15 protein-coding genes are annotated in these 20,027 nt (G+C 36.2%); 3 read left to right on the forward strand and 12 right to left on the reverse strand.

Translation table 11 applies throughout. The features are described from left to right. Positions 1–251: 251 nt before the first annotated feature. From ACMFKV_RS03360 to ACMFKV_RS03415, 12 genes are all read right to left on the reverse strand, one after another. On the reverse strand, positions 252–1,079 hold the full coding sequence (locus tag ACMFKV_RS03360) for an outer membrane protein (protein ID WP_413154494.1): 828 nt from the start codon (positions 1,077–1,079) through the stop codon (positions 252–254). Positions 1,080–1,902: 823 nt separating this feature from the next. After that, on the reverse strand, positions 1,903–4,827 hold the full coding sequence (locus ACMFKV_RS03365; RefSeq protein ID WP_336287915.1) for a bifunctional [glutamine synthetase] adenylyltransferase/[glutamine synthetase]-adenylyl-L-tyrosine phosphorylase: 2,925 nt from the start codon (positions 4,825–4,827) through the stop codon (positions 1,903–1,905). Positions 4,828–4,923: 96 nt separating this feature from the next. Beyond that, positions 4,924–6,306, reverse strand: a complete 1,383-nt coding sequence (locus ACMFKV_RS03370) for a sensor histidine kinase (protein WP_336287916.1) — start codon at positions 6,304–6,306, stop codon at positions 4,924–4,926. After that, complete coding sequence (locus ACMFKV_RS03375) at positions 6,303–6,989, reverse strand: response regulator transcription factor (protein WP_332060321.1); 687 nt, start codon at positions 6,987–6,989, stop codon at positions 6,303–6,305. Before ACMFKV_RS03375 ends, ACMFKV_RS03370 begins: the two co-directional genes overlap by 4 nt. Positions 6,990–7,068: 79 nt before the next feature. Beyond that, positions 7,069–8,583 carry a Do family serine endopeptidase gene (locus ACMFKV_RS03380; protein ID WP_413154495.1) on the reverse strand — a complete coding sequence of 505 codons (1,515 nt, stop codon included), beginning with the start codon at positions 8,581–8,583 and terminating at the stop codon, positions 7,069–7,071. A gap of 249 nt (positions 8,584–8,832) precedes the next feature. Next, a complete protein-coding gene (locus ACMFKV_RS03385; RefSeq protein WP_336287918.1) occupies positions 8,833–9,225 on the reverse strand; it encodes a cytochrome c-type biogenesis protein in 393 nt (130 codons plus the stop codon). Further along, positions 9,222–11,207 (reverse strand): heme lyase CcmF/NrfE family subunit, encoded by a 1,986-nt coding sequence (locus tag ACMFKV_RS03390; protein ID WP_413154560.1) that lies wholly within the window; start codon positions 11,205–11,207, stop codon positions 9,222–9,224. The genes ACMFKV_RS03385 and ACMFKV_RS03390 overlap by 4 nt, the downstream gene beginning before the upstream one ends. Beyond that, positions 11,197–11,694: a cytochrome c maturation protein CcmE gene (gene ccmE / locus ACMFKV_RS03395; protein ID WP_336287919.1), complete on the reverse strand. Its 498-nt coding sequence runs from the start codon at positions 11,692–11,694 to the stop codon at positions 11,197–11,199. The genes ACMFKV_RS03390 and ccmE overlap by 11 nt, the downstream gene beginning before the upstream one ends. 192 nt (positions 11,695–11,886) lie before the next feature. Continuing rightward, positions 11,887–12,621 carry a tetratricopeptide repeat protein gene (locus ACMFKV_RS03400; protein ID WP_413154496.1) on the reverse strand — a complete coding sequence of 245 codons (735 nt, stop codon included), beginning with the start codon at positions 12,619–12,621 and terminating at the stop codon, positions 11,887–11,889. A gap of 281 nt (positions 12,622–12,902) precedes the next feature. Next, positions 12,903–14,315 (reverse strand): HAMP domain-containing sensor histidine kinase, encoded by a 1,413-nt coding sequence (locus tag ACMFKV_RS03405; RefSeq protein WP_336287921.1) that lies wholly within the window; start codon positions 14,313–14,315, stop codon positions 12,903–12,905. After that, the gene (locus ACMFKV_RS03410) at positions 14,312–14,986 is read right to left on the reverse strand and encodes a response regulator transcription factor (RefSeq protein ID WP_336287922.1); all 675 of its coding nucleotides are present in this window, start codon (positions 14,984–14,986) and stop codon (positions 14,312–14,314) included. The genes ACMFKV_RS03405 and ACMFKV_RS03410 overlap by 4 nt, the downstream gene beginning before the upstream one ends. Before the next feature lie 18 nt (positions 14,987–15,004). After that, positions 15,005–15,214, reverse strand: coding sequence for a hypothetical protein (locus tag ACMFKV_RS03415; protein ID WP_336287923.1), 210 nt, complete (start codon positions 15,212–15,214; stop codon positions 15,005–15,007). Between the two features lie 397 nt (positions 15,215–15,611). On the opposite strand from ACMFKV_RS03415, the gene ACMFKV_RS03420 reads away from it, so the two are divergent. Genes ACMFKV_RS03420 through ACMFKV_RS03430 form a run of 3 tightly spaced genes read left to right on the forward strand, consistent with a single transcriptional unit; the run spans position 15,612 to position 18,907 of the window. Beyond that, entirely contained in the window at positions 15,612–17,762 is a 2,151-nt protein-coding gene (locus ACMFKV_RS03420) for a transglycosylase domain-containing protein (RefSeq protein ID WP_413154497.1), read from the forward strand. 16 nt (positions 17,763–17,778) lie between these two features. Further along, positions 17,779–18,375, forward strand: a complete 597-nt coding sequence (locus ACMFKV_RS03425) for a DUF1214 domain-containing protein (protein WP_336287925.1) — start codon at positions 17,779–17,781, stop codon at positions 18,373–18,375. Then, positions 18,368–18,907, forward strand: coding sequence for a DUF1254 domain-containing protein (locus tag ACMFKV_RS03430; protein ID WP_413154498.1), 540 nt, complete (start codon positions 18,368–18,370; stop codon positions 18,905–18,907). The genes ACMFKV_RS03425 and ACMFKV_RS03430 overlap by 8 nt, the downstream gene beginning before the upstream one ends. Positions 18,908–20,027 lie beyond the last annotated feature (1,120 nt).

Genomic DNA, 20,027 nt, shown 5'->3' on the forward strand with positions numbered 1-20,027 from the left:
GGCATATTTTAAAATATAATATTATCTCAAATTTTCGCTTAACACATACATCACTTTCTGCAATGCCAATATATTAATTGCACACGAGAGCAGAAAAAAATTTACTGAGAGAGATAAATTAAAAACAATTAGCTTTATTTTTCTTACACTTTTTTCAGCACAGTATTTTACAGCACATAATGAGATAATCAAAATATAAAAGCCTCATTCGAAAATGAGACTTTTAATAAAAAATTTAACCCTACAATAAATTAGAATTTGTAAGCTATACCAACGCGAAAATCATTAGTTTTGTAGCCAACTTCCATTTTATCATGTGCAAACTTTTTTTTACCAAAATCTGAATAGCGATATTCTGCGCGCATAATCATATTATCAGCCATTGCAAAATCAACACCACCTCCCAAAGTATAACCAACCATCGTCTTTTTTTCATCATAAAAGAAATCAGCAAAATCAATTAAATTACGTCTGTTTTTATCCGATTTTTTATAGACATTTCGAAGCTGTGTATAAGCAATACCCCCTGCAACATAAGGCATCACACGATTAGCAGAAAAACCAACGCGCACACGCGTAGCACCAAACCACTTTTGTTTTAAAGTATAGCGCATAGCTCCAGGAAACGCCACTAAATCCTCGTCATGATATTCCTCTTCTTTCTCCCTTTCCTCCCGATCACTCTGCTCTATTTTTCTTAGATTTATTGATATCGCATTAATAGCTTTTGTATCCTTTTTATCCGACCACATTATATCTGTATCAATCCCTATAATAAAACCATGCTCGATATCAACATTAGATCCTGCATAAATGCCACCTACAAAACCAGAAAGTTGAGGTAAACTTTCCTTTTTAATTGAGTTCACTCTCCTTGTATTTCCATCTCCTAAATAATTCAAGGAAGTCTTCCCTGAAAGACCACCAATTTGGCCCCCAAGGTAAAACCCTGTCCATGAAAAAGCTGGAACTGTAACTACAGGCGCTGTTGGCTCAAAGAATGTATCCTCTGATGCCTGCGCTACAGATAGTGAAATTAAAGCAAAAATGGATGTTGTGATTAAATATTTTGTAGTCATAATTGCTCCCCTAAAAGCTCATGTGACACATATAAACATATGATAAAAAATGGTTTCATATTTTTTTGAAAAAATCTATAGTAAAAATGACACAGTTATAAAAAAAATAAAATTTCAATTAAAAATTATTTAAACTTATATCTTTTCCAAAAAAGTTATCATTATTATCAACTTTTATGAGAATATCTTAATATTACTTAGGTATACACAAGTAATGTCATATTAATTATTGAAAGAAAACTACATTTGCGAACGTAATCGATAAAGATTTTTATCTCACCTTGCAAAATATGCTCTCATGTTTAGTGCAATAACAAATAATATGTTTCCTATAAATTTTGTGACATTTTGTCTAAACTGATGTAATAAAAGTGCTGATACTTGTTTCTTTTTTGAAAAAATCTATAGAAACTTTGAAAACATGAAGCTCTCTAACTTGATGCTTCTCTATACCAACATGCGTTGTAGCACTATTTATTATTATATATTGGCTTAGAAAAACAATGAATATTATATACCCTTAAAGGGAGAAAAAAATACAATTTAATTTTTTGAATAAATCATAATACTAAACATGCTGATCTACCATAAAAACAACCCCAACCAGCAATAAAAATCAACCAAAAATAACTTTAACCATCTGTTCCAATAAAATACATAACGAGAATAAAATATTCAAAAATTAACATGACAAATCAAAAAATGAGTGAAAATACACATAATTGCGGTAAAATTACTATTTTATCAATAAAAACGCTTTCCAATTGAATCAATACCTTCACTCTCATACCCAAAAGTCTATAGAGTTAAAATTATAACAACTTCAATGTTTCATGACCTGTGTAAAAATTGAGCGTACCGATTGCCCCACTTCCTTAATTAAATTTTCTACACGAAGTAAATCAGGCTCCCCAATACTGTTTAATAAAAGATCACTTAACCTAGGTGGCATATCATTAGGATTGAGGGTATCGTTTAAGCAGAGTCGTATAATTTGGCTCAAATTTGTATATAAACTATAAGCACGATGTAAATCAGAAATACATGACTGGCTGAGAAAACTGTTCGGTAAGTGAGCCAAAATATCTTCTGTAGTCGCTCCAATTTGAAATGCAGTTGCATGAGTAATAAGAGCATATTGAGCAATGAACTCAAGATCCATGATACCACCAGACATAGTTTTCAAATCCCATAGATTTCCTGACGGTTTTTCTTTTTCAATCAAAGTACGCATTTCGCACACTTCTTTTGCAACTCTCTTCTTATCACGAGGAACGGCAATAATTGCACAAACCTCATTTTCTAATTTTTGCAAAAAATCCTGATCCCCAGCTATCCCCCGCGCTCGTGTTAAAGCAAGGTGTTCCCATATCCATGCGTCTTCGCAATAGTATTTTTTAAAAAATTGAAAAGAAACAGCAACAGGACCTTTATTCCCTAATGGACGCAATCTTAAATCAGCTGCATAAAGGATACCTTGACTTGTAAGAGTTGATAAAGCAGCGACAAAACGTTGTGTTAAACGAGTATAATATTGAGAAATATAAAGAGGTTTTTCTCCATCAGATATTTCTGCATCCTCATCATGTTCATAAAGTACAATAAGGTCAACATCTGAACCAGCAGTTAATTCACGACTTCCGAGTTTACCCATACCCAGTATGCCAACACGCCCTCCTTTAATATTTCCATGAAAAAGAGCAAATTCTTTTTGAACCACAGAAAACGTTTTTTTTATCATAAGGTCAGCAAGCGCAGTGAACGCAAAACCTGCTTTATTTCCTGCAATTGTATCGTTTAAAATTCGAATCCCAATCAAAAAACGTTGCTCATCAGCAAAAATTCTTAAATGATCAAGAGTTTCTTCATAAGAAGTTATATTTTCAAGAAAATATTCAAGCCGGCTTTCCAGATAAGCTTCTGTTGGTACTTCTGAAAAAATTGTTGAATCCAACATCCCATCAAAAACATGTGGTTTACGTGTAATAATTTCTGCAAGGCGCGGAGCAGCTCCCATGATAAGCACTAACATATCCAAAAGAGATGGATTAGACTGCAATAGGCTAAACAACTGAATCCCTGAAGGTAAGCCTTGTAAAAAGCTATCAAAACATAACATTGCTTCATCTGCTCGTTTGGTGGCGCCAAAGGCTTTCAAAAGCGCTGGTGTCAATTCCGTTAATCTTTCACGTGCTTCAGAAGATTGGGTAACTTTGTAACGCCCACAATGTAATGTCCGCATAATACGACAAATATCACTTGCTCTTTCAAAACCTAAATGGCTTAATGTTATTAATGTCTCTGGATCATCTTCTTCCCCTGTAAAGACTAAATTGCCAATTTCTAACCCGAGTTCTTGCTCGTTTTCAAACAGTGCTGCATAATGCTTTTCAACAACTCGAAGCGTTTTTAATAAATCGCGAATAAAACAGCTATTTTCCTGATACCCCATCAAATATGCAACACTTTTGAATTGAGAAACATCGCTTGGTAAAAGATGCGTCTGTTCATCTGCAAGCATCTGAATACGATGTTCAACATTCCGTAAAAAAGCATAACTTTTTATAAGGCTATCTCTCGTTTTCTCACTGATCCAACCGAGAGTATGAAGTTTTGCCAACATTGCAACTGTCTGACGCCCACGTAATTGGGGAAAACGTCCACCAGCAATTAATTGTTGTGTTTGAACAAAAAATTCAATTTCACGAATACCGCCCCGCCCCAGCTTTACATTATGACCATAAGCTGCAATTTTACCATAATTTTTATATGCGTGAATTTGACGTTTTATCGAATGGATATCAGCAATAGCAGCGTAATCTAAATATTTTCGCCATATATAAGGAGAAAGCTCTTTGAGAACGTTAAAGCCTGCTTTTTTATCACCAGCTACGGGACGTGCCTTAATCATAGCTGCTCGTTCCCAATTTTGACCACGTCCCTCATAATAACGTAACGCAGCCCTTACTGGCAATGCTAAAGGAGTTGAGCTTGGATCTGGTCGAAGCCGAAAATCAAGACGAAAAACATACCCTTCTGCAGTACGTTCTTGAATAATACGGATCAATCGACGTACCATTTTAGAAAAAACATCGATACTCTCATAAAGATTAACAATATGAGGTGACATTTCATCAATGAAAACAATCAAATCAATATCAGAAGAATAATTAAGTTCTTCTGCACCTAATTTGCCCATAGCTAAAATGATTAAACCGCAGTCTTTTTCTGGATCATCACGGCTAGATAGGTTTATTTTACCCTGGTCATATGCTTCTCTCAAAAGAAAGCGCAATGCCACGCTTAATGCAACTTCACCCAAACGGGTCAGCCAAGAACATGAAACTTCGTAAGTAAAAACACCACTTAAATCAGCTAAAGCAATTAAAGTATGTGCTTCCCGTTTTTTACGTCTTAAAGCTGCCATCAAGAAAGCTTCATGAATAGATTCATTTTTATCGATGAGCGCAATATCGTCTATAATTTCACTTAGCCTTGTTTCTATATCAACATTCAATAAGGGGCTAAGATATGACGGATTAGCAATTAACACCCCGCGCAAAAAAGGCGATAAGGTCATAACTGCACTTATAAAATCAACCTGCTTTCCTTTATTTGCAATATAAGCAACAAGCGATTCTAAATTTTCTTTCTTTGCCTGTTCTTCAATGTCTTTCAACCATTGAAAACCACTCTCATCAAGAGGACGTAAAGGAAGAAGTTGTGTTTTTAAAAAAGCACTTTTCATCTCCACTCCCTTGAAAAATCATTTTCCATTTTATTGCATAAGACCCAGAAAAAATATGCGCTATATGTAAAAGGAGTCAAATGAAGAACCCACCCTTTAAGGAAACAATAAAACAGCTCTAAGCCCTGGATTTGCATTTTCAAGTAAAAGCTCACCTCCATGAAGCTTCATCACAGCCTTTGCTATACTTAAACCAATACCAAAACCAGGCTGTGTACGACTTTCTTCAAGGCGAACAAATCGTTCTGTTACTTTTTCACATTTATCTGCTGCAATTCCTCGACCATTATCACGAACAACTACCATCAAATGCTTCCCACGGTATTCCATTGATAGGCAAACCTCAGCTTTTCCTTTGTCATTAGACGCATATTTAATCGCATTATCAATAAGATTAAAAATTGATTGTGCAATAAGCTCACGATTCAATTTCAGCTCTCTATCAAATGTATTCCCTAACCGAAGCAAAACTCCTGATTCTTCAGCAAAAGGTTCATAAAGCTCAACAGCATCTTCAAGAATTACCTTCATATTCATAGTCTCAAGATGCTCAATCGCACTGCTCGCTTCAATGCGCGAAATCATTAAAATAGCATTAAAAGTACGAATAAGCTGATCGGACTCAACAATGACACCATCAAGTGCTTGTCGATATTCAAGCTCTGTCTTTTTCCCTGAAAGCGCTTCTTCAGCACGATTCCTAAGACGCGTTAGCGGTGTCTTAAGATCATGAGCAATATTATCCGATACTTGCTGCAAACCAATATTTAATTCTTCAATGCGATCTAACATAACATTAAGATTAGCCGACAATCGGTCAAATTCATCACCCACTCCAGAAACAGGTAAACGCCCACTGAAATCACCCTCCATTAAACGCTGAGATGCAGCTGTTACATGATCAATCCTTTGTAATGCTCGTCTACCAACAAAAAACCATATTAATAAAGCTCCCCCAACCATCGCTGCAAGAGCAATCATCACAGCTTTACGAATAACCATTGCAAAACGTTCTGGCTCATCTAAATCTCGCCCTATAAGAATTTTCATAGCATTTGGTAAGTCAACAATAACGGCAAGAGCGCGATGTTCACTTTTTTTTCCACGTTCTCCAAAACGCGAATATAAGAAAGAATTCAAAAGAACACCATTATTGCTTAAAACGCCAATTTCAATACGTGCAACATTCCCTGCTAAAATGCGTCCCATAGGATCAGTAACAAGATAAAGAAAAGCTCCTGGTTGTCGTGAACGATAATCAATCGTACGCATCAATAAAGGTAGTCCACCATATTTATAAGTATTTTCAATATATTTTAACTCTTCATACAGAGCTTGTTCAGTCTGCTCCGTTAACAATGAAGCAGAAAATGCCGTCATATAAATAGAAAGTCCTGTTGCAACTAATCCAAACAGCAAAATATAAAGCGCCGAAAGTCTCAACGCAGTTGTACGCATTATATTGATTAAACGATTCATATTTTGTTATCTGCTGCTTTCAGCATGTATCCAGCCCCACGTACAGTATGGAGAAGAGGAACATCAAAATCTTTTTCAATTTTTGCTCTTAAACGAGAAATATGAACATCAATTACGTTTGTTTGCGGATCAAAATGGTAATCCCAAACATTTTCCAAAAGCATAGTGCGTGTCACAACTTGACCAGCATATCGCATCAAATATTCCAGTAAACGAAACTCCCGTGGTTGTAATGTGATATTCCTGTTACCACGTTTTACTGTATGTGCTAACCGATTGAGTTCAAGGTTTCCTACACGATAAATGGTCTCCGCCCCTTTAGGATTATTACGCCGCTGCAACACTTCAACACGAGCAAGAAGTTCAGAAAAGGCATAAGGCTTCGTCAAATAATCATCACCCCCTGCACGCAAACCCGTTACACGATCATTCACCTGCCCCAAAGCAGAAAGAATAAGAACTGGTGTTTTATTGCCTTTAGCACGCAATTCAGCAATAATAGAAAGACCATCACGATGCAAAAGCATCCGATCAACAACCATTACATCATAACTTTCTGTTTCAGCTAACATATACCCCGTATCGCCATCATATGCAACATCAGCCGAATGTCCTGCTTCTAAAAAAGCTTTTTCGAGATAACGCCCCGTCTCACGATCATCTTCGATAACGAGTATCTTCATAAAACGCATCTCCGTTATTTTATAAAATGGAATTATAGGACAAAGGTTTATAAAACCTCTGTCCTATTTTTTAAAAATATTATTTTTTGAAAATTGGAAGAGCTACATAAAGGTAGCGATCTTTTGTTTGCACGTATAAGGCTATATAATTTTGTCCTAGCTTTTGTGCATTCTTGATCGCATCAGTAATATCAGATACTTTTTTAATAGGTTTATAATGAACTGCCACGATAACATCACCGGGGCGTATTCCCTGATATGCGGCATCTGAATCTGAATCTACATTAGTTACGACCACCCCTAAACCATCATCAGAAGGAGAAATAGTTAAGCCATAATCTTCCAATACTTCATCTGCAGCATCGCGTCCACTTGAATATTTTGAATTCTCTTTCGCACCTGCATCTTCAGGCATTGTGTCGAGTTTAACCTTAATACTTTCCTCTTTACCAGATCTCCAAACACCTAAAGTTACTGTTTCTCCTGGTTCACAACTTGCAATACGCTTTGCTAAATCACGAACATCAGCAATCTTTTCATTATTTATTGAAACGATCACATCACCTGCCTTAACTCCAGCCTTTTTTGCTGGTCCCTTTAATGGATCACTTACTAAAGCACCTTTTGCCTCTTTCAAACCAACCGCATTAGACATTTCTTTCGTCACAGGCTGAATCTGAACCCCAAGCCAACCACGCAGAACTGAACCTTTTTTAATAAGTTGTTGCACAATCTGTTTTGCCGTCGTTGCTGGAATCGCAAATGCAATTCCAATGTTTCCCCCAGAAGGAGAATAAATTGCTGTATTAACCCCAATAACCTTTCCATTCAGATCAAAAGTTGGACCACCAGAATTTCCCCGATTAACAGCAGCATCAATCTGAATAAAATCATCCTCAACACCAGCACCAATATCACGTCCACGTGCTGAAACAATGCCCGCTGTCACAGTTCCACCAAGACCAAAAGGATTACCAATAGCAACAACCCAATCACCAATGCGAAGCTTTTCATCATCACCAAAATCAACATACGGAAATTTTCTTTTTTCATCCACTTTTAATACTGCAAGATCAGTCCGCGGATCCGTCCCAACGAGTTTTGCATTCAGTTCTGTCCCGTCATCCAAAACAACAGAATAACTTGTCCCGTCAGAAATTACGTGATTATTAGTTACAATATAGCCATCAGACGAAACAAAAAAGCCTGATCCAAAAGCTATAGGACGAGGTCTACGCAAACGCTGCAATGATCTGTTATCTGGTCTATTACGCTCATAAAATTCTTTAAAAAACCATTTAAAGGGATGTTGATCTGGAATTTGGTCAAGACCTGGACCATTAAAGAAATCACCCCAAGACCACACTTCTTTCTTTTTATCGCTCTTCACTTGCACTGAAACAACAGCAGGCTTTACCTGAGAAACAATATCTGCAAATCCCCCCCCCTGTTGCTGTAACGGAGTAACCACAGAATTTGCATGAGCTGCCGTCACCCACAAACTTGATCCCCACCCACTAAAAAACAGTGTACCTTCCAACGCAACAGAAAAGCTTACTGCGACTAATGTTGAAAAAAAAGTTTTTTTAACCATTCTATATGTGCTCCTATTCAGTAATATTATCTTGATTGCACATAGTTATAAAATAGCAGACCTTACCATTTTCTGTCTAAATTATTAAAATTTTGTAAGATTAAATACAGCAGTTATAATTATAAAAAACTAAAGTGTTGATTTAAACGCAGCAAGCTTTTTCTCTATTAAATATTTATTTTAACCTAGCGATATTTTGGAGTATTGTTCCTCATTAAACACCTAAAGTGATTGCTTTTCGTATTCGTATTACCGCCTTACGCTGAAAAAGATGGTACTTATACCAATGATCATAATTATCAAAGGTGATAACCACAAAAACCATGTTGTTTTATTAAAAGGTGGCTTCAATAGAATAAATTCGCCATATCGCTCAACAAGAAAATCAGTCACCTCCTGATTGCTATCACCCATTTTTAACCGTTCACGGATCAAAAGCCGTAAATCACGTGCAAGTGAAGCATCTGAATCGTCAATTGATTGATTTTGACAAACTGGACAACGCAAATGTGATGAAATATCACGCGCACGCGATTCAAGGATTGGATCTTTTAAAACTTCATCTGGCTCTACTGCACTGGCTAACGACAGAGAAAAAATAGCAACTAAAAAAAGCCAAATCCCAAATAGCGTCTTTTTCATCTCAATGCCTTTTTGATAAATTTAAAGCAGGAGACCATCCGTTGAGGCAACTCAACACGAAACCAATAACCAAAAAGAGAAAAACATCCGCCCATAGCCATCATTAATGCGCCTAACCAAACACAAATCACGTAAGGCTTCCACCAAATATGTACAGCAAGTCCTTGATCGTTTATACGTCCTGGTACAATATACAATTGAGATAAGCCATGATTTTGAATACCCACCTCCGTTGTTGATGTATTTTGACTTGAATAAAATCGCTTTGATGCCATTACATTGCGTACTGCATTTTTATTCTCATATATTGCAAAATTAAACTTGATTGCAGAATAATTTGAGCCTGCATCTTTTTGTACTTTGTCAAAGCGAACTGTTTTATCTGCTATCGTAACCATATCTCCTATGTCCATGGTTAAAATACGCTCTTGCGTAAAAGTCGCAACACAGACAATCCCAAACAGCGTAACACTTAATCCCATATGTGCCATTGCAGCACCAAAAACTGACCACGGCAATCCAACAAATCTCTTAACCCGCACAAACAAAGCTATCTTGTGATGTCCACTCTTCCTCCAAAGATCAGCTAAACTTCCTAAAAAAACAAAAGCCGAAAGTCCAATTCCTAAAACTGCAAAGATATCACGAAAAGACGTTACATAAAATGTTATAAAGCAAACTACGCAAACTAATGCCAAAACAAACCACAATCGTTCAAAAACTGCGAGAAAATCACCACGTTTCCACGCCATCATTGATCCAAATGGAACCAACAACAACAGTAATATCATTAAAGGTCCACAGGTAAGATTAAAAAAGGCAGCACCTACAGAAATTTTTTGCCCAGTAAATGCCTCAATAAAATAAGGGTAGAGCGTGCCAATCAACACTGTTACTGTTATTGTTGTGAGCAATAAATTATTTAAAACAATAAAACCTTCACGTGAAATTGGCGGAAATAATATACTCGCTTTTAAATTAGGTACTCGCAAAGCAAAAAGAAGAAAAGCCCCTCCCGTGAAAAAGAATAGAATAGCAAGAATTGCCTGCCCACGTGCTGGATCAACAGCAAAGCTATGAACAGAAGTTAAAAGACCTGAACGAACAAGAAAAGTTCCTATAAGAGAAAGAGAAAAAGTAAGGAGAGCTAAAAATAATGTCCAGTTTTTCAATGTTTCCCGTTTTTCAAGAACAAGAGCAGAATGCAAAAAAGCCGTTCCTGAAAGCCATGGCATAAATGCAACATTTTCAACTGGATCCCAAAACCAATAACCACCCCATCCTAGCTCATAATAAGCCCAATAGGATCCAACCATAATACCCAGTGTCAAAAAAATCCAAGAAAGAAGAAGCCAAGGACGAACCCAACGCGCCCAAAATTTATCGATATGCCCTATAACCAATGCAGCTATTGCAAAAGAAAAACAAATAGAAAAACCAACATAACCCAAATAAAGAAGTGGCGGATGAATTGCTAAAGCAATATCCTGTAAAAGAGGATTGAGATCATTTCCCTGCAATGCTGGTGGGTGAACACGTAAAAACGGATTAGATACAAAAAGAATAAAGAAAAGAAAAGCGCTTGTAATCAAACTTTGACAGCTTAAAACTAATGTCTTAAATTGTTCTGGTAATTGTTCACCAAAAAACGCCATCAATGTACTAAAAAAAGCGAGACTTAAAACCCATAATAACATGGATCCTTCGTGATTCCCCCAAACGCCTGTAATTTTATAAAGCATAGGCTTTTCTGAATGACTATTCTTAACAACATTCAGAACAGAAAAATCAGACATCGTATGAGAATAAACAAGAATTAAAAAAGATAATAACACCAATATAAAGGTGATATATGTCAACGGAATCCCTACCTGCGTTAACATGTATGATCCCCGCAAAACACCAAAAATGGATAAAATTACCTGTAGAAAACTTATTGCAAACGCTGCAGCTAAAAAAATATGACCTAGTTCAACGAGCACAGTCAAATTGCCCTTCCATACCATAGAGCTTTTTTAAACAGTCAGCTGTTTTTTTAGACATATAAGTTTCATCGTGCTTTGCTAAAACGCGCGTACCAATAAAAAGTCCTTGCTTATCAAAATATCCTTCTACAATAACACCTTGTCCTTCACGAAAAAGATCTGGCAATATACCATTGAAAATCACTTTTTCGCGTTTTGCATTATCAGTTACAAAAAAAGTAACTTTCATCCCGCCAATATATTCTACTGTTCCTTTTTCGACAAAACCACCTAAACGCAAAGGGCGCCCCATTAAAATATCTTCTCTTGTAATTTCAGACGGCATTCGGAAAAAACTTACCGTATTACGCATTGCATACATAATGAGACTTGCCGCAATTAACATAATAAAAACGCACAGTAGAATCATTAACAACCGCGTCTTTTCCCGCTGCTTTACAACAGCTTTCAATGAAGGAAAATTTTTAAAGGACTGACTCTTCATAGACCATCTACGAAAATATTTTTATAAATGTGTTATATAGGCACAAAATTACTATTTATATGCCTCATATTTTAGAGAGCTTCGCACATCTTTTATACGGGTGCAACTTCTTATCCAATATCTCTCCCCTTCCCAATGCTTTCTTCTTATTTTAACAATCTCAAACTGATCCACAATCACTTTCTGAGTCTGCTAATTGAGTGAATTACGTAACTGAATTATCATTTCTTCAACACGCAATCGCCCCACAAAATCTTCAGGCATTGTATCAAGAAAGTTTTGTAAAAACTGTATTGCCTGCGCAGACTTACCTGCCTGACGAAGAGCATCAGCAAAAAATAAACGAGGGTAAAGATCTTTTGGTGCTAAATTCATAGCCTTTTGAAAAACGTTTTGCGCTTCTCTCGTAATCACCCCCCCCTCATAACCGACTAATGCTACACCATATCCTACAAGTCGTGGAGCCGATTCTCCATTCAAGCCAAGCGCATCTAAATACATGTTCACTGCATCCTGAAAACGACCTTCTTCAAGGTATCCCACTGCTAACGCATCTGCTAGCTTGCCATCATAAGGTGCACGCAAAAAAAGCGCTTGCAAACGAACAAGCTGCTCACGTTTACTCAGCGTCTTGAAATCCTTCTCCATTAACTCATTAAAAAAATAACTTTTAACTTGTGGGCTGCCTGTCAAACTGTAAATACCCCATGTCATAAGAAGCACAAATAAAATAATGAAAATTTTAAGAGCATGTGCATTTTCACAATGCGTATAAGGCTTATCAAATTCAACAAAACGCATACAGTTGTTATAAATATCAACAGCTGAAACTCGCCTATCTTTTTCTGGAGCACGGCTAAAATGCAATGCAAAAAAAACAATCATCAAAAATAAAAGAAAAATTGCAGCAAAAACTAACAAGAGCATATCACTTTGGTACCAATACGAAAATAAAAAAGCGTCGCTAATTATTCCTCTTTATTCATTAAAACGCCGATAAAAAACGATAAATAACTATTCTTCACCGCTACCATTGTAAAGTTTATCATCAATTTTTCCAAATGCGCATAAAAACGCAAAGCAAAATTTTATTTTATATTCTAACTACAGACATAAAATGATTTTTTGCTCTGTATATCGTATGTACAAATATTTGCTCCATCCTTACAAAATTTAATATAATACATCCTTAGAAAAGGAAACTATGCCTATCGTCTTGGCAATAAAACTTTTGCATATAACCCACCCAAATCAGAACGCGATAAGAAAAGACTTCCCCCATATTCGTTAACCATATCTGAAACAATTGCTAGTCCTAACCCTGTCCCTGGCTTACTTTCATCAAACCGATGACCTCTTTTTAAAGCTCCATCAATCTGTTCTTTTGTTAAGCCAGAACCATCATCTTCTACGATGATATAGAAGGATTCTTCTTCTTCAATATTTTTTCCTAAACAACAAGAGATCAAAACTTTAGTGCACGACCACTGAGCAGCATTCTCAATCAAATTACCAACAATTTCCTCTAAATCTTCCCTTTCACCAGAAAAAATAATATCATCTATATCCATGATAAACTGAAACTGTTTCTCAGGATTAAGCTTTTCCATAACACGCATTAAACGCTCAATTACCCTGCGAACAGATGTGTGATAAACGACACTGTCACATTGTGCTGCAATCCGAGCACGCTGGAGATAATGATTTATTTGTGCCTGCATTATTTTCGTTTGCTCTCTTAATAAAATAGCCTGCTCTCCGCACATCTTATCAGCCTCATTCATAATAATTGATAGAGGCGTCTTCAATGAATGAGCAAGATTGCCAACCTGCACCCGAAACCTTTCAATAACACGCTGATTATTATTAATGAGAGCATTCATTTCCTGTGCTAACGGCATAACTTCGCTAACTAAATCCGTATTCACATAATTAATCTTACCCTCGCGAATATCATTCAATGACTGTCGAATAAGCTTCAACGGTCGAAAACTAAAGAAAATAATAGCAATATTGATAAGAACACTTCCTATACCAAAACTCCAAAGAAAAATTTGTAAAGTTCGCTGAAATTCTTGTACTTGTGCATGTATTTCATCGATATTCCCAACAAGACGAAAACGCGCAATATGATTTTGATTATCCAGAACAACATCACTCTCAATGACTTGTAGATTTTGACCGTTGATCCCTTTTATCCGATAAAAGCGAAAGAATTTTTTGTTAAAAGAGACGCCCACATCATTTGATGAAAGTATTTTCCTCATTCCTAACGACGGGGATGTTAACCTTCCTTGTAAATTAGGTGATATAGCAACAACTTCCCAATACCAACCCGATGTTGGATCTAAATAACGGATATCATCAATCCCAAAACCTCCTTTTAAATTTCCCTCAGGTGACACAGTTACTGTCGCAATAAGACTGTACAATTGAGCAGAAAGGATGCGCTTTAGACTTTGTTCACTTGAACGTTGATAAAACAAAATACTGACCGCAGAAATTGATGAAATCGAAATAACAACCCATAATGTTGAAAAAATCATAACACGTAGACTAAGAGATCTACCAACGAGAAAAAATACCTCCCTCAGCCCGCTATTTTTTTTCAGAACTCTCATTGATCACCTAGCACTCGCTCTCTTACGCGGTAACCCATTCCACGAATGGTTTCAATCAAATCCACCCCAAGCTTTTTACGCAATCGTCCTACAAAAACTTCAACAGTATTTGAATCTTTGTCAAAGTCTTGATCATAAAGATGTTCTGTAAGCTCCGTCCTTGAAACTATCCTATCGCAATGGTGCATAAGATATGAAAGAAGCCTGAATTCGTATGACGTCAATTTAATTAACTGACCATTAACAAAAACACGAGAAGTCTTGGTGTCTAATAAAACCCCACCACAATGTAGCGCGCTTGTCGCATGACCTGCAGCTCGACGAATTAATGCCCGTAACCGCGCCATTACTTCTTCTAAATGAAATGGTTTAACAACATAATCGTCGGCGCCCGCGTCAATACCAAGCACCTTATCAGACCAGCGATCTCGTGCTGTGAGCATTAAAACAGGCATGGAATACCCCTCTTTGCGCCATTTTTCAACAACACGGATTCCATCTAAATGCGGCAAACCAATATCGAGAATTACAGCATCATAAGACTCTGTACTGCCTAAAAAATAAGCTTCTTCACCATCAAAAGCACTATCTGAAACATAGCCCGCATTTTTTACAGCCTCTGCTAATTGATGATTGAGATTCCGATCATCTTCAACAATTAAAATACGCATTACAATACACGAAAAAATCTAATCTGCAGGTACGGAAATCTCCAAACGACGTAATTTTTTACCATCATGAGTAGGCACTATAATCATAACAATACACTTCTCTCTTCCATCCTGAAAAACGGGGGTTGAACGTACTAACACTCCCCTCTGTTGGGCAGCAATCTTCCTACCAACTTCGGCGCATCCAGCAGCAAAAACAGAATCTCCCCACAAAAAGGCTGCTATCATTATATATAAGAAAACTTTTTCCATTATGAATATTTCATAATCTATTTTATCTGAATATAAGATGAATAATGTTTTTTCTATTCAAAATTTACGTCCAAGAGATAACTTATCCTCTGTGCAACAGAATAATAAGCAAACACTCCCTCAAAATTTAACAATTTAAAAATAAAGTCTTTTTTAAAAATTTCGCAATAATCGAAAGATACAGTTTTTTAAAAAATATAAAAATTGAATATACAATCTATGCGCTATGAAAACTGTGTTATCGTAATATTTAAATAAGATCTTTCTTTATTAAAACTATAGCAAAAAAATACTTTCATTCCATATAATCATTACAGGATAAGCATTACAGATTTATTTTGTTGCATCACTTTGTTATAGGCTCTCTCATTAGATGTTTGATTTTTTTAAAAAAAAGAAAGCACAATACAATAAACCATTTCACAGTTCTGCTCTCATTGAATTAGATGCACGGCTAGACACAGCACTTTATCGCATACGCTCTACTCATAGTGTTTTCTGGAAAAAAGCAAAAATCATCTCACAACGTTTTCGTATACGAGGATGGAAGCGATTTATAATCGAAATTCTTGATGAAACACTAACATTAGGATTGTTTGGTTTTACCATTTTCACCATAGCTGGCATTTCTATTTTTGAATTAACCCAAAAAGATTGGTATTCGCCCAAGAATTTTTCCATTCTTTTTTTAGATCGATATGGACGCCCTATTGATCACCGTGGTGCATTACCAGTGGTATCTGTCCCAGTTGAAGAAATGCCCGATCATGTTATTAAAGCGGTTTTGGCAACAGAAGATCGCCGCTTTTTTAATCACTGGGGGATTGATTTGCACGGTCTCACACGAGCAATCTTGCAAAATATGCAAGCAAAAGGTGTCGTTCAAGGTGGCTCGACCATTACACAACAACTCGCTAAAAATTTATTTTTAACAAATGAAAGAACCATAACCCGCAAAATTAAAGAGGCTTATCTTGCTCTTTGGCTAGAAGCAAATTTTAGTAAAAAGCAGATCTTGCAACTTTATCTTGACCGCGCGTATATGGGAGGCAGCAATTTTGGTATCGCAGCAGCTGCAAAATTTTATTTTGGTAAAAATATTCGCAATGTATCTCTTAGTGAATCGGCTATGTTAGCAGGTCTCTTTAAGGCTCCAAGTAAATATGCTCCTCACAACAACCTACTTGCTGCTCAAACACGTGCTAATGTAGTGCTTTTTAACCTCGTTAATAGCAAATTCATGACAGATAGCCAAATTATCAATGCCCATCGTCATCCTGCCAGTGCTATTACAAAAATAAAAAATAATCAGCCTGATTACTTTCTCGACTGGGCATTGAGTGAAGTCAAAAAAATTAGTGATCAACTTCCAAGTCACACTTTAATCGTTCAAACCACTCTTGATCCTGATATCCAAAAAGTAGCAGAAGAATCAGTCAAGTATCATTTACACCGATATGGTCAACAATATCGCGCAACACAAGCAGCTGTTGTCATTATCGACAATAATGGAGCTGTACGTGCAATTGTTGGAGGACTTGATTATAATAAAAGCCAATTTAACAGAGCAACACAAGGTGGACGGCAACCTGGTTCTTCATTTAAACCTTATGTTTACGCAGCTGCAGTAGAACGCGGTCTATCGCCCTCAACGATCGTTTTAGATGCCCCTATCAATTGGGGAGGCTGGTCCCCCAGAAACAACTCTGGTCGTTATCTTGGTAGAATTGATTTAGCGACTGCCTTAGCCTTTTCTATCAATACAGTGCCTATCTATCTTACACGTCAATATCTTAACCATGATATCCAACCAATTATAAATTTGATAAAAAATATGGATATTACTACTCATATTGTATCACATAAAACGATTGTTCTTGGCACATCCAATATGACACCAATGGATCAAGCAACTGGTTTTAATGTCTTTGCTAATGGAGGTATGGCTGGAAACCGCCATGGATTTACAAAAATCAGTACAACAGATGGACATGTGGTGTGGGATTGGGAGCATAACGGGAATAAATTACATCGAGTCATCAGTAAACAATCAGCAGCTTACATGAACCAAATGATGGTTGGTGTCACAACACGAGGATCGGGTAAACGTGCTGCTCTACCCATGACCCTTGTTGCTGGGAAAACTGGAACATCACAAGCTTATCGTGATGCGTGGTTTGTTGGTTTCACTGGTAATTATACTGGAGCTGTATGGATGGGAAATGATGATTTTTCATCGATGAATCGTGCTTTTGGTGGTGGTGTTCCTGCCATGATATGGCACCGTATCATGCTCTATGCACACCAAAATATAATGGTAAAACAACTTTATGGTGTAAAAGATTCTCTCCGCCCTTATCAGTTAAAAACACTCACCTCTCACGATAACTTTGTATTTCCACCTCAAATATCCCATACACTCTCACCTGAAACATCCAGTATTGTGCAGTTGATTAATAAAGACCTCAAAAATCCGTCCGCAATCTTTTCAAAGGCGGAAATTATCAAAGATTCAACGCTTTAAATGAGAGAATCTTATAATGTTTCTTAATATTGCTCTTCCTTTTTTAATCTTTGTGTTTTCTATTTTATGCGGAATATTTAGTGTTAATTATATACTTAATTCCTCTAACAATTTTGGACGATTCACAATTGGAGAATGGAATGCTTACCCACAAGTAGGAACCGCCCAAACTGATCCTTACACCCGAACACGTACTGCCATACGAGGTGAAATTGCACTTGGACGTACAGAAGGTCTTGTCTTTCAAATTTGGAAAGATAATCACGGACGTCCATTACATCCTCATTGTCATTATTTGCTAAAAGGACATATTCCTGAAGCCCGTCTCTTTACCCTTTATACAGCTGACAAATTCCTTAAACCATATACTTCATCCCAAAAAATACCCTTTGAACTTTACACAAATAATATCATTTACGAAAATGATGGCTCGTTTCGCATCAATATTTCACCAAGACCACAAAGTGGTAATTGGCTTGCAACAGTTAGTCAGAAAAAATTTGGGCTTATTCTTACTTTATATGATACCCCAATTATCTCTGCAACTGCATTACAAAAGCTCATTATGCCATCTGTAGAACAAATTTCATCAGGACAAAAAAACTGTGACTAAATTCATTCACGCTGGGATTCTTACAAGTATTGGTGCTATCATTGTCCATATTTGTATTTTATTTCTCATTCCCTATTACGCACAAAATAATATATGGATACGGCTTACAAAGTCAGCAGATCCTTATCAATTTTCTGATATAGATATTAGCAATCCCATTTATCAATCTGCTGACCCGTTCTTTATTCTTAAAGTTTGTAGATTTAACCTCGACAATGGTCCTGTTCATTTAAAGGCCTTGAAGACAACACAATTTTGGTTACTATCGATTTACACACAGGGCGGAATTATTTTCTACAGCCTTAATGATCGGACAGCTCCTCATGCGACGCTTGATCTTATTATTGGAAAGCCTATACAAATAATAGAACTCAAAAAATCAAAGCCTAAAAATAATACTAATGCGGTTTTAGTTGCTAAGAATTTAAATCAAGGTTTTGCTATCTTACGCACCTTTGCACCTTCTTCGCTTGCAAAAAAGGAAAGCGAAACCTTCCTTTCATCTGCAACCTGTCGCAGATTCAAGGGATAAAAATTACTAATCTGCAATTATATAACTTCTCTGTTTCCGTCAAAGTGAGAAAAAACACACAAAAACAGCAACTTTTAACTTCAATCAACTGAGCATAAATTAAAATACAGTTTTTATTCCAACTTTTAGATATTTAAACTTTTTACTGTAATAAAAATTATAAAAAATGATTCACATAACGATCGTGAAAAAACTAACCTTTCTTATGTCCTTAATATAACTAAACGAGCAGCAGCATCGCTCCTCGTGTCACATAAGCCAATAAATAAACGATTATAATAAAATAAACTTTATCCTATCGCTACCAGTTATGTCTCAGCTACAAGCTACGACTATATTGCTTTTATAAACTTTTCCAATCTTTGTAATCATCTTTATCTCTTCATTCATTTAGCCTTATCTTAATTATATGCGGGAACAATCAGTCCTTTAACGTTTGGATTTAAAATGTCATTTAAAAATTGAAAACATATCAATGTAATAACAACAATAGCTACTATAATTACAACATTTTTCATTATGGATACCCCCCCTTCCCATTAAAGCAATAAGACGTCTAGATCCCCAAAAATTATGGTTCAAGAAAAATTTTCTCTCTTTATCAAAGCCAGAAACACCGATAGATTTTTACTTGGTGGATATCACATAAATTATTATAATTACCAAAAATAAACTCGCTTTTTTCATTCAAAATAATGTTAATCAATATCAAATCATCTACCACCAATAAAGCTAACATTTCTCTGTTGAGATACAAACCAGCTATCCAGATATGCAGAACAAATCAGTGCATTAACTACAAACATAAAATAAAATCTCTTATTGCACCAAAATCATATCATGTCTGATCAGAAACTATACCTTCAGTCAAATATAGTAAATTAAGAGTAGACAGCCAAAAATTTTGGAATAAGCTACTTTGACATTACCTCAACCGCAAAGCTTGTCATTTGAACTTTATTTATCTTGATTACAATTATTGTTTGTAAAACTTAATCAATGACACGATAAATCAATAAAAGGAATAAAAATTGCCCACATGAACTCGCTAAGATAACTCTTAAAGTTGATATGTTAGAGAGTGTCCTTGTCCTCAAAAATAAGTGCTTTACCTTTTGTC

The sequence above is a fragment of the Bartonella propinqua genome, assembly GCF_047263965.1.
Taxonomy (GTDB): Bacteria; Pseudomonadota; Alphaproteobacteria; order Rhizobiales; family Rhizobiaceae; genus Bartonella.

What these genes read in the sequence shown, in the direction of transcription:
- ACMFKV_RS03360 (WP_413154494.1), bottom strand. Translation starts at nt 1,079, where the DNA reads ATGACTACAAAATATTTAATCACAACATCCATTTTTGCTTTAATTTCA.
- ACMFKV_RS03365 (WP_336287915.1), bottom strand. Translation starts at nt 4,827, where the DNA reads ATGAAAAGTGCTTTTTTAAAAACACAACTTCTTCCTTTACGTCCTCTT.
- ACMFKV_RS03370 (WP_336287916.1), bottom strand. Translation starts at nt 6,306, where the DNA reads ATGAATCGTTTAATCAATATAATGCGTACAACTGCGTTGAGACTTTCG.
- ACMFKV_RS03375 (WP_332060321.1), bottom strand. Translation starts at nt 6,989, where the DNA reads ATGAAGATACTCGTTATCGAAGATGATCGTGAGACGGGGCGTTATCTC.
- ACMFKV_RS03380 (WP_413154495.1), bottom strand. Translation starts at nt 8,583, where the DNA reads ATGGTTAAAAAAACTTTTTTTTCAACATTAGTCGCAGTAAGCTTTTCT.
- ACMFKV_RS03385 (WP_336287918.1), bottom strand. Translation starts at nt 9,225, where the DNA reads ATGAAAAAGACGCTATTTGGGATTTGGCTTTTTTTAGTTGCTATTTTT.
- ccmE (WP_336287919.1), bottom strand. Translation starts at nt 11,694, where the DNA reads ATGAAGAGTCAGTCCTTTAAAAATTTTCCTTCATTGAAAGCTGTTGTA.
- ACMFKV_RS03400 (WP_413154496.1), bottom strand. Translation starts at nt 12,621, where the DNA reads ATGCTCTTGTTAGTTTTTGCTGCAATTTTTCTTTTATTTTTGATGATT.
- ACMFKV_RS03405 (WP_336287921.1), bottom strand. Translation starts at nt 14,315, where the DNA reads ATGAGAGTTCTGAAAAAAAATAGCGGGCTGAGGGAGGTATTTTTTCTC.
- ACMFKV_RS03410 (WP_336287922.1), bottom strand. Translation starts at nt 14,986, where the DNA reads ATGCGTATTTTAATTGTTGAAGATGATCGGAATCTCAATCATCAATTA.
- ACMFKV_RS03415 (WP_336287923.1), bottom strand. Translation starts at nt 15,214, where the DNA reads ATGATAGCAGCCTTTTTGTGGGGAGATTCTGTTTTTGCTGCTGGATGC.
- ACMFKV_RS03420 (WP_413154497.1), top strand. Translation starts at nt 15,612, where the DNA reads ATGTTTGATTTTTTTAAAAAAAAGAAAGCACAATACAATAAACCATTT.
- ACMFKV_RS03425 (WP_336287925.1), top strand. Translation starts at nt 17,779, where the DNA reads ATGTTTCTTAATATTGCTCTTCCTTTTTTAATCTTTGTGTTTTCTATT.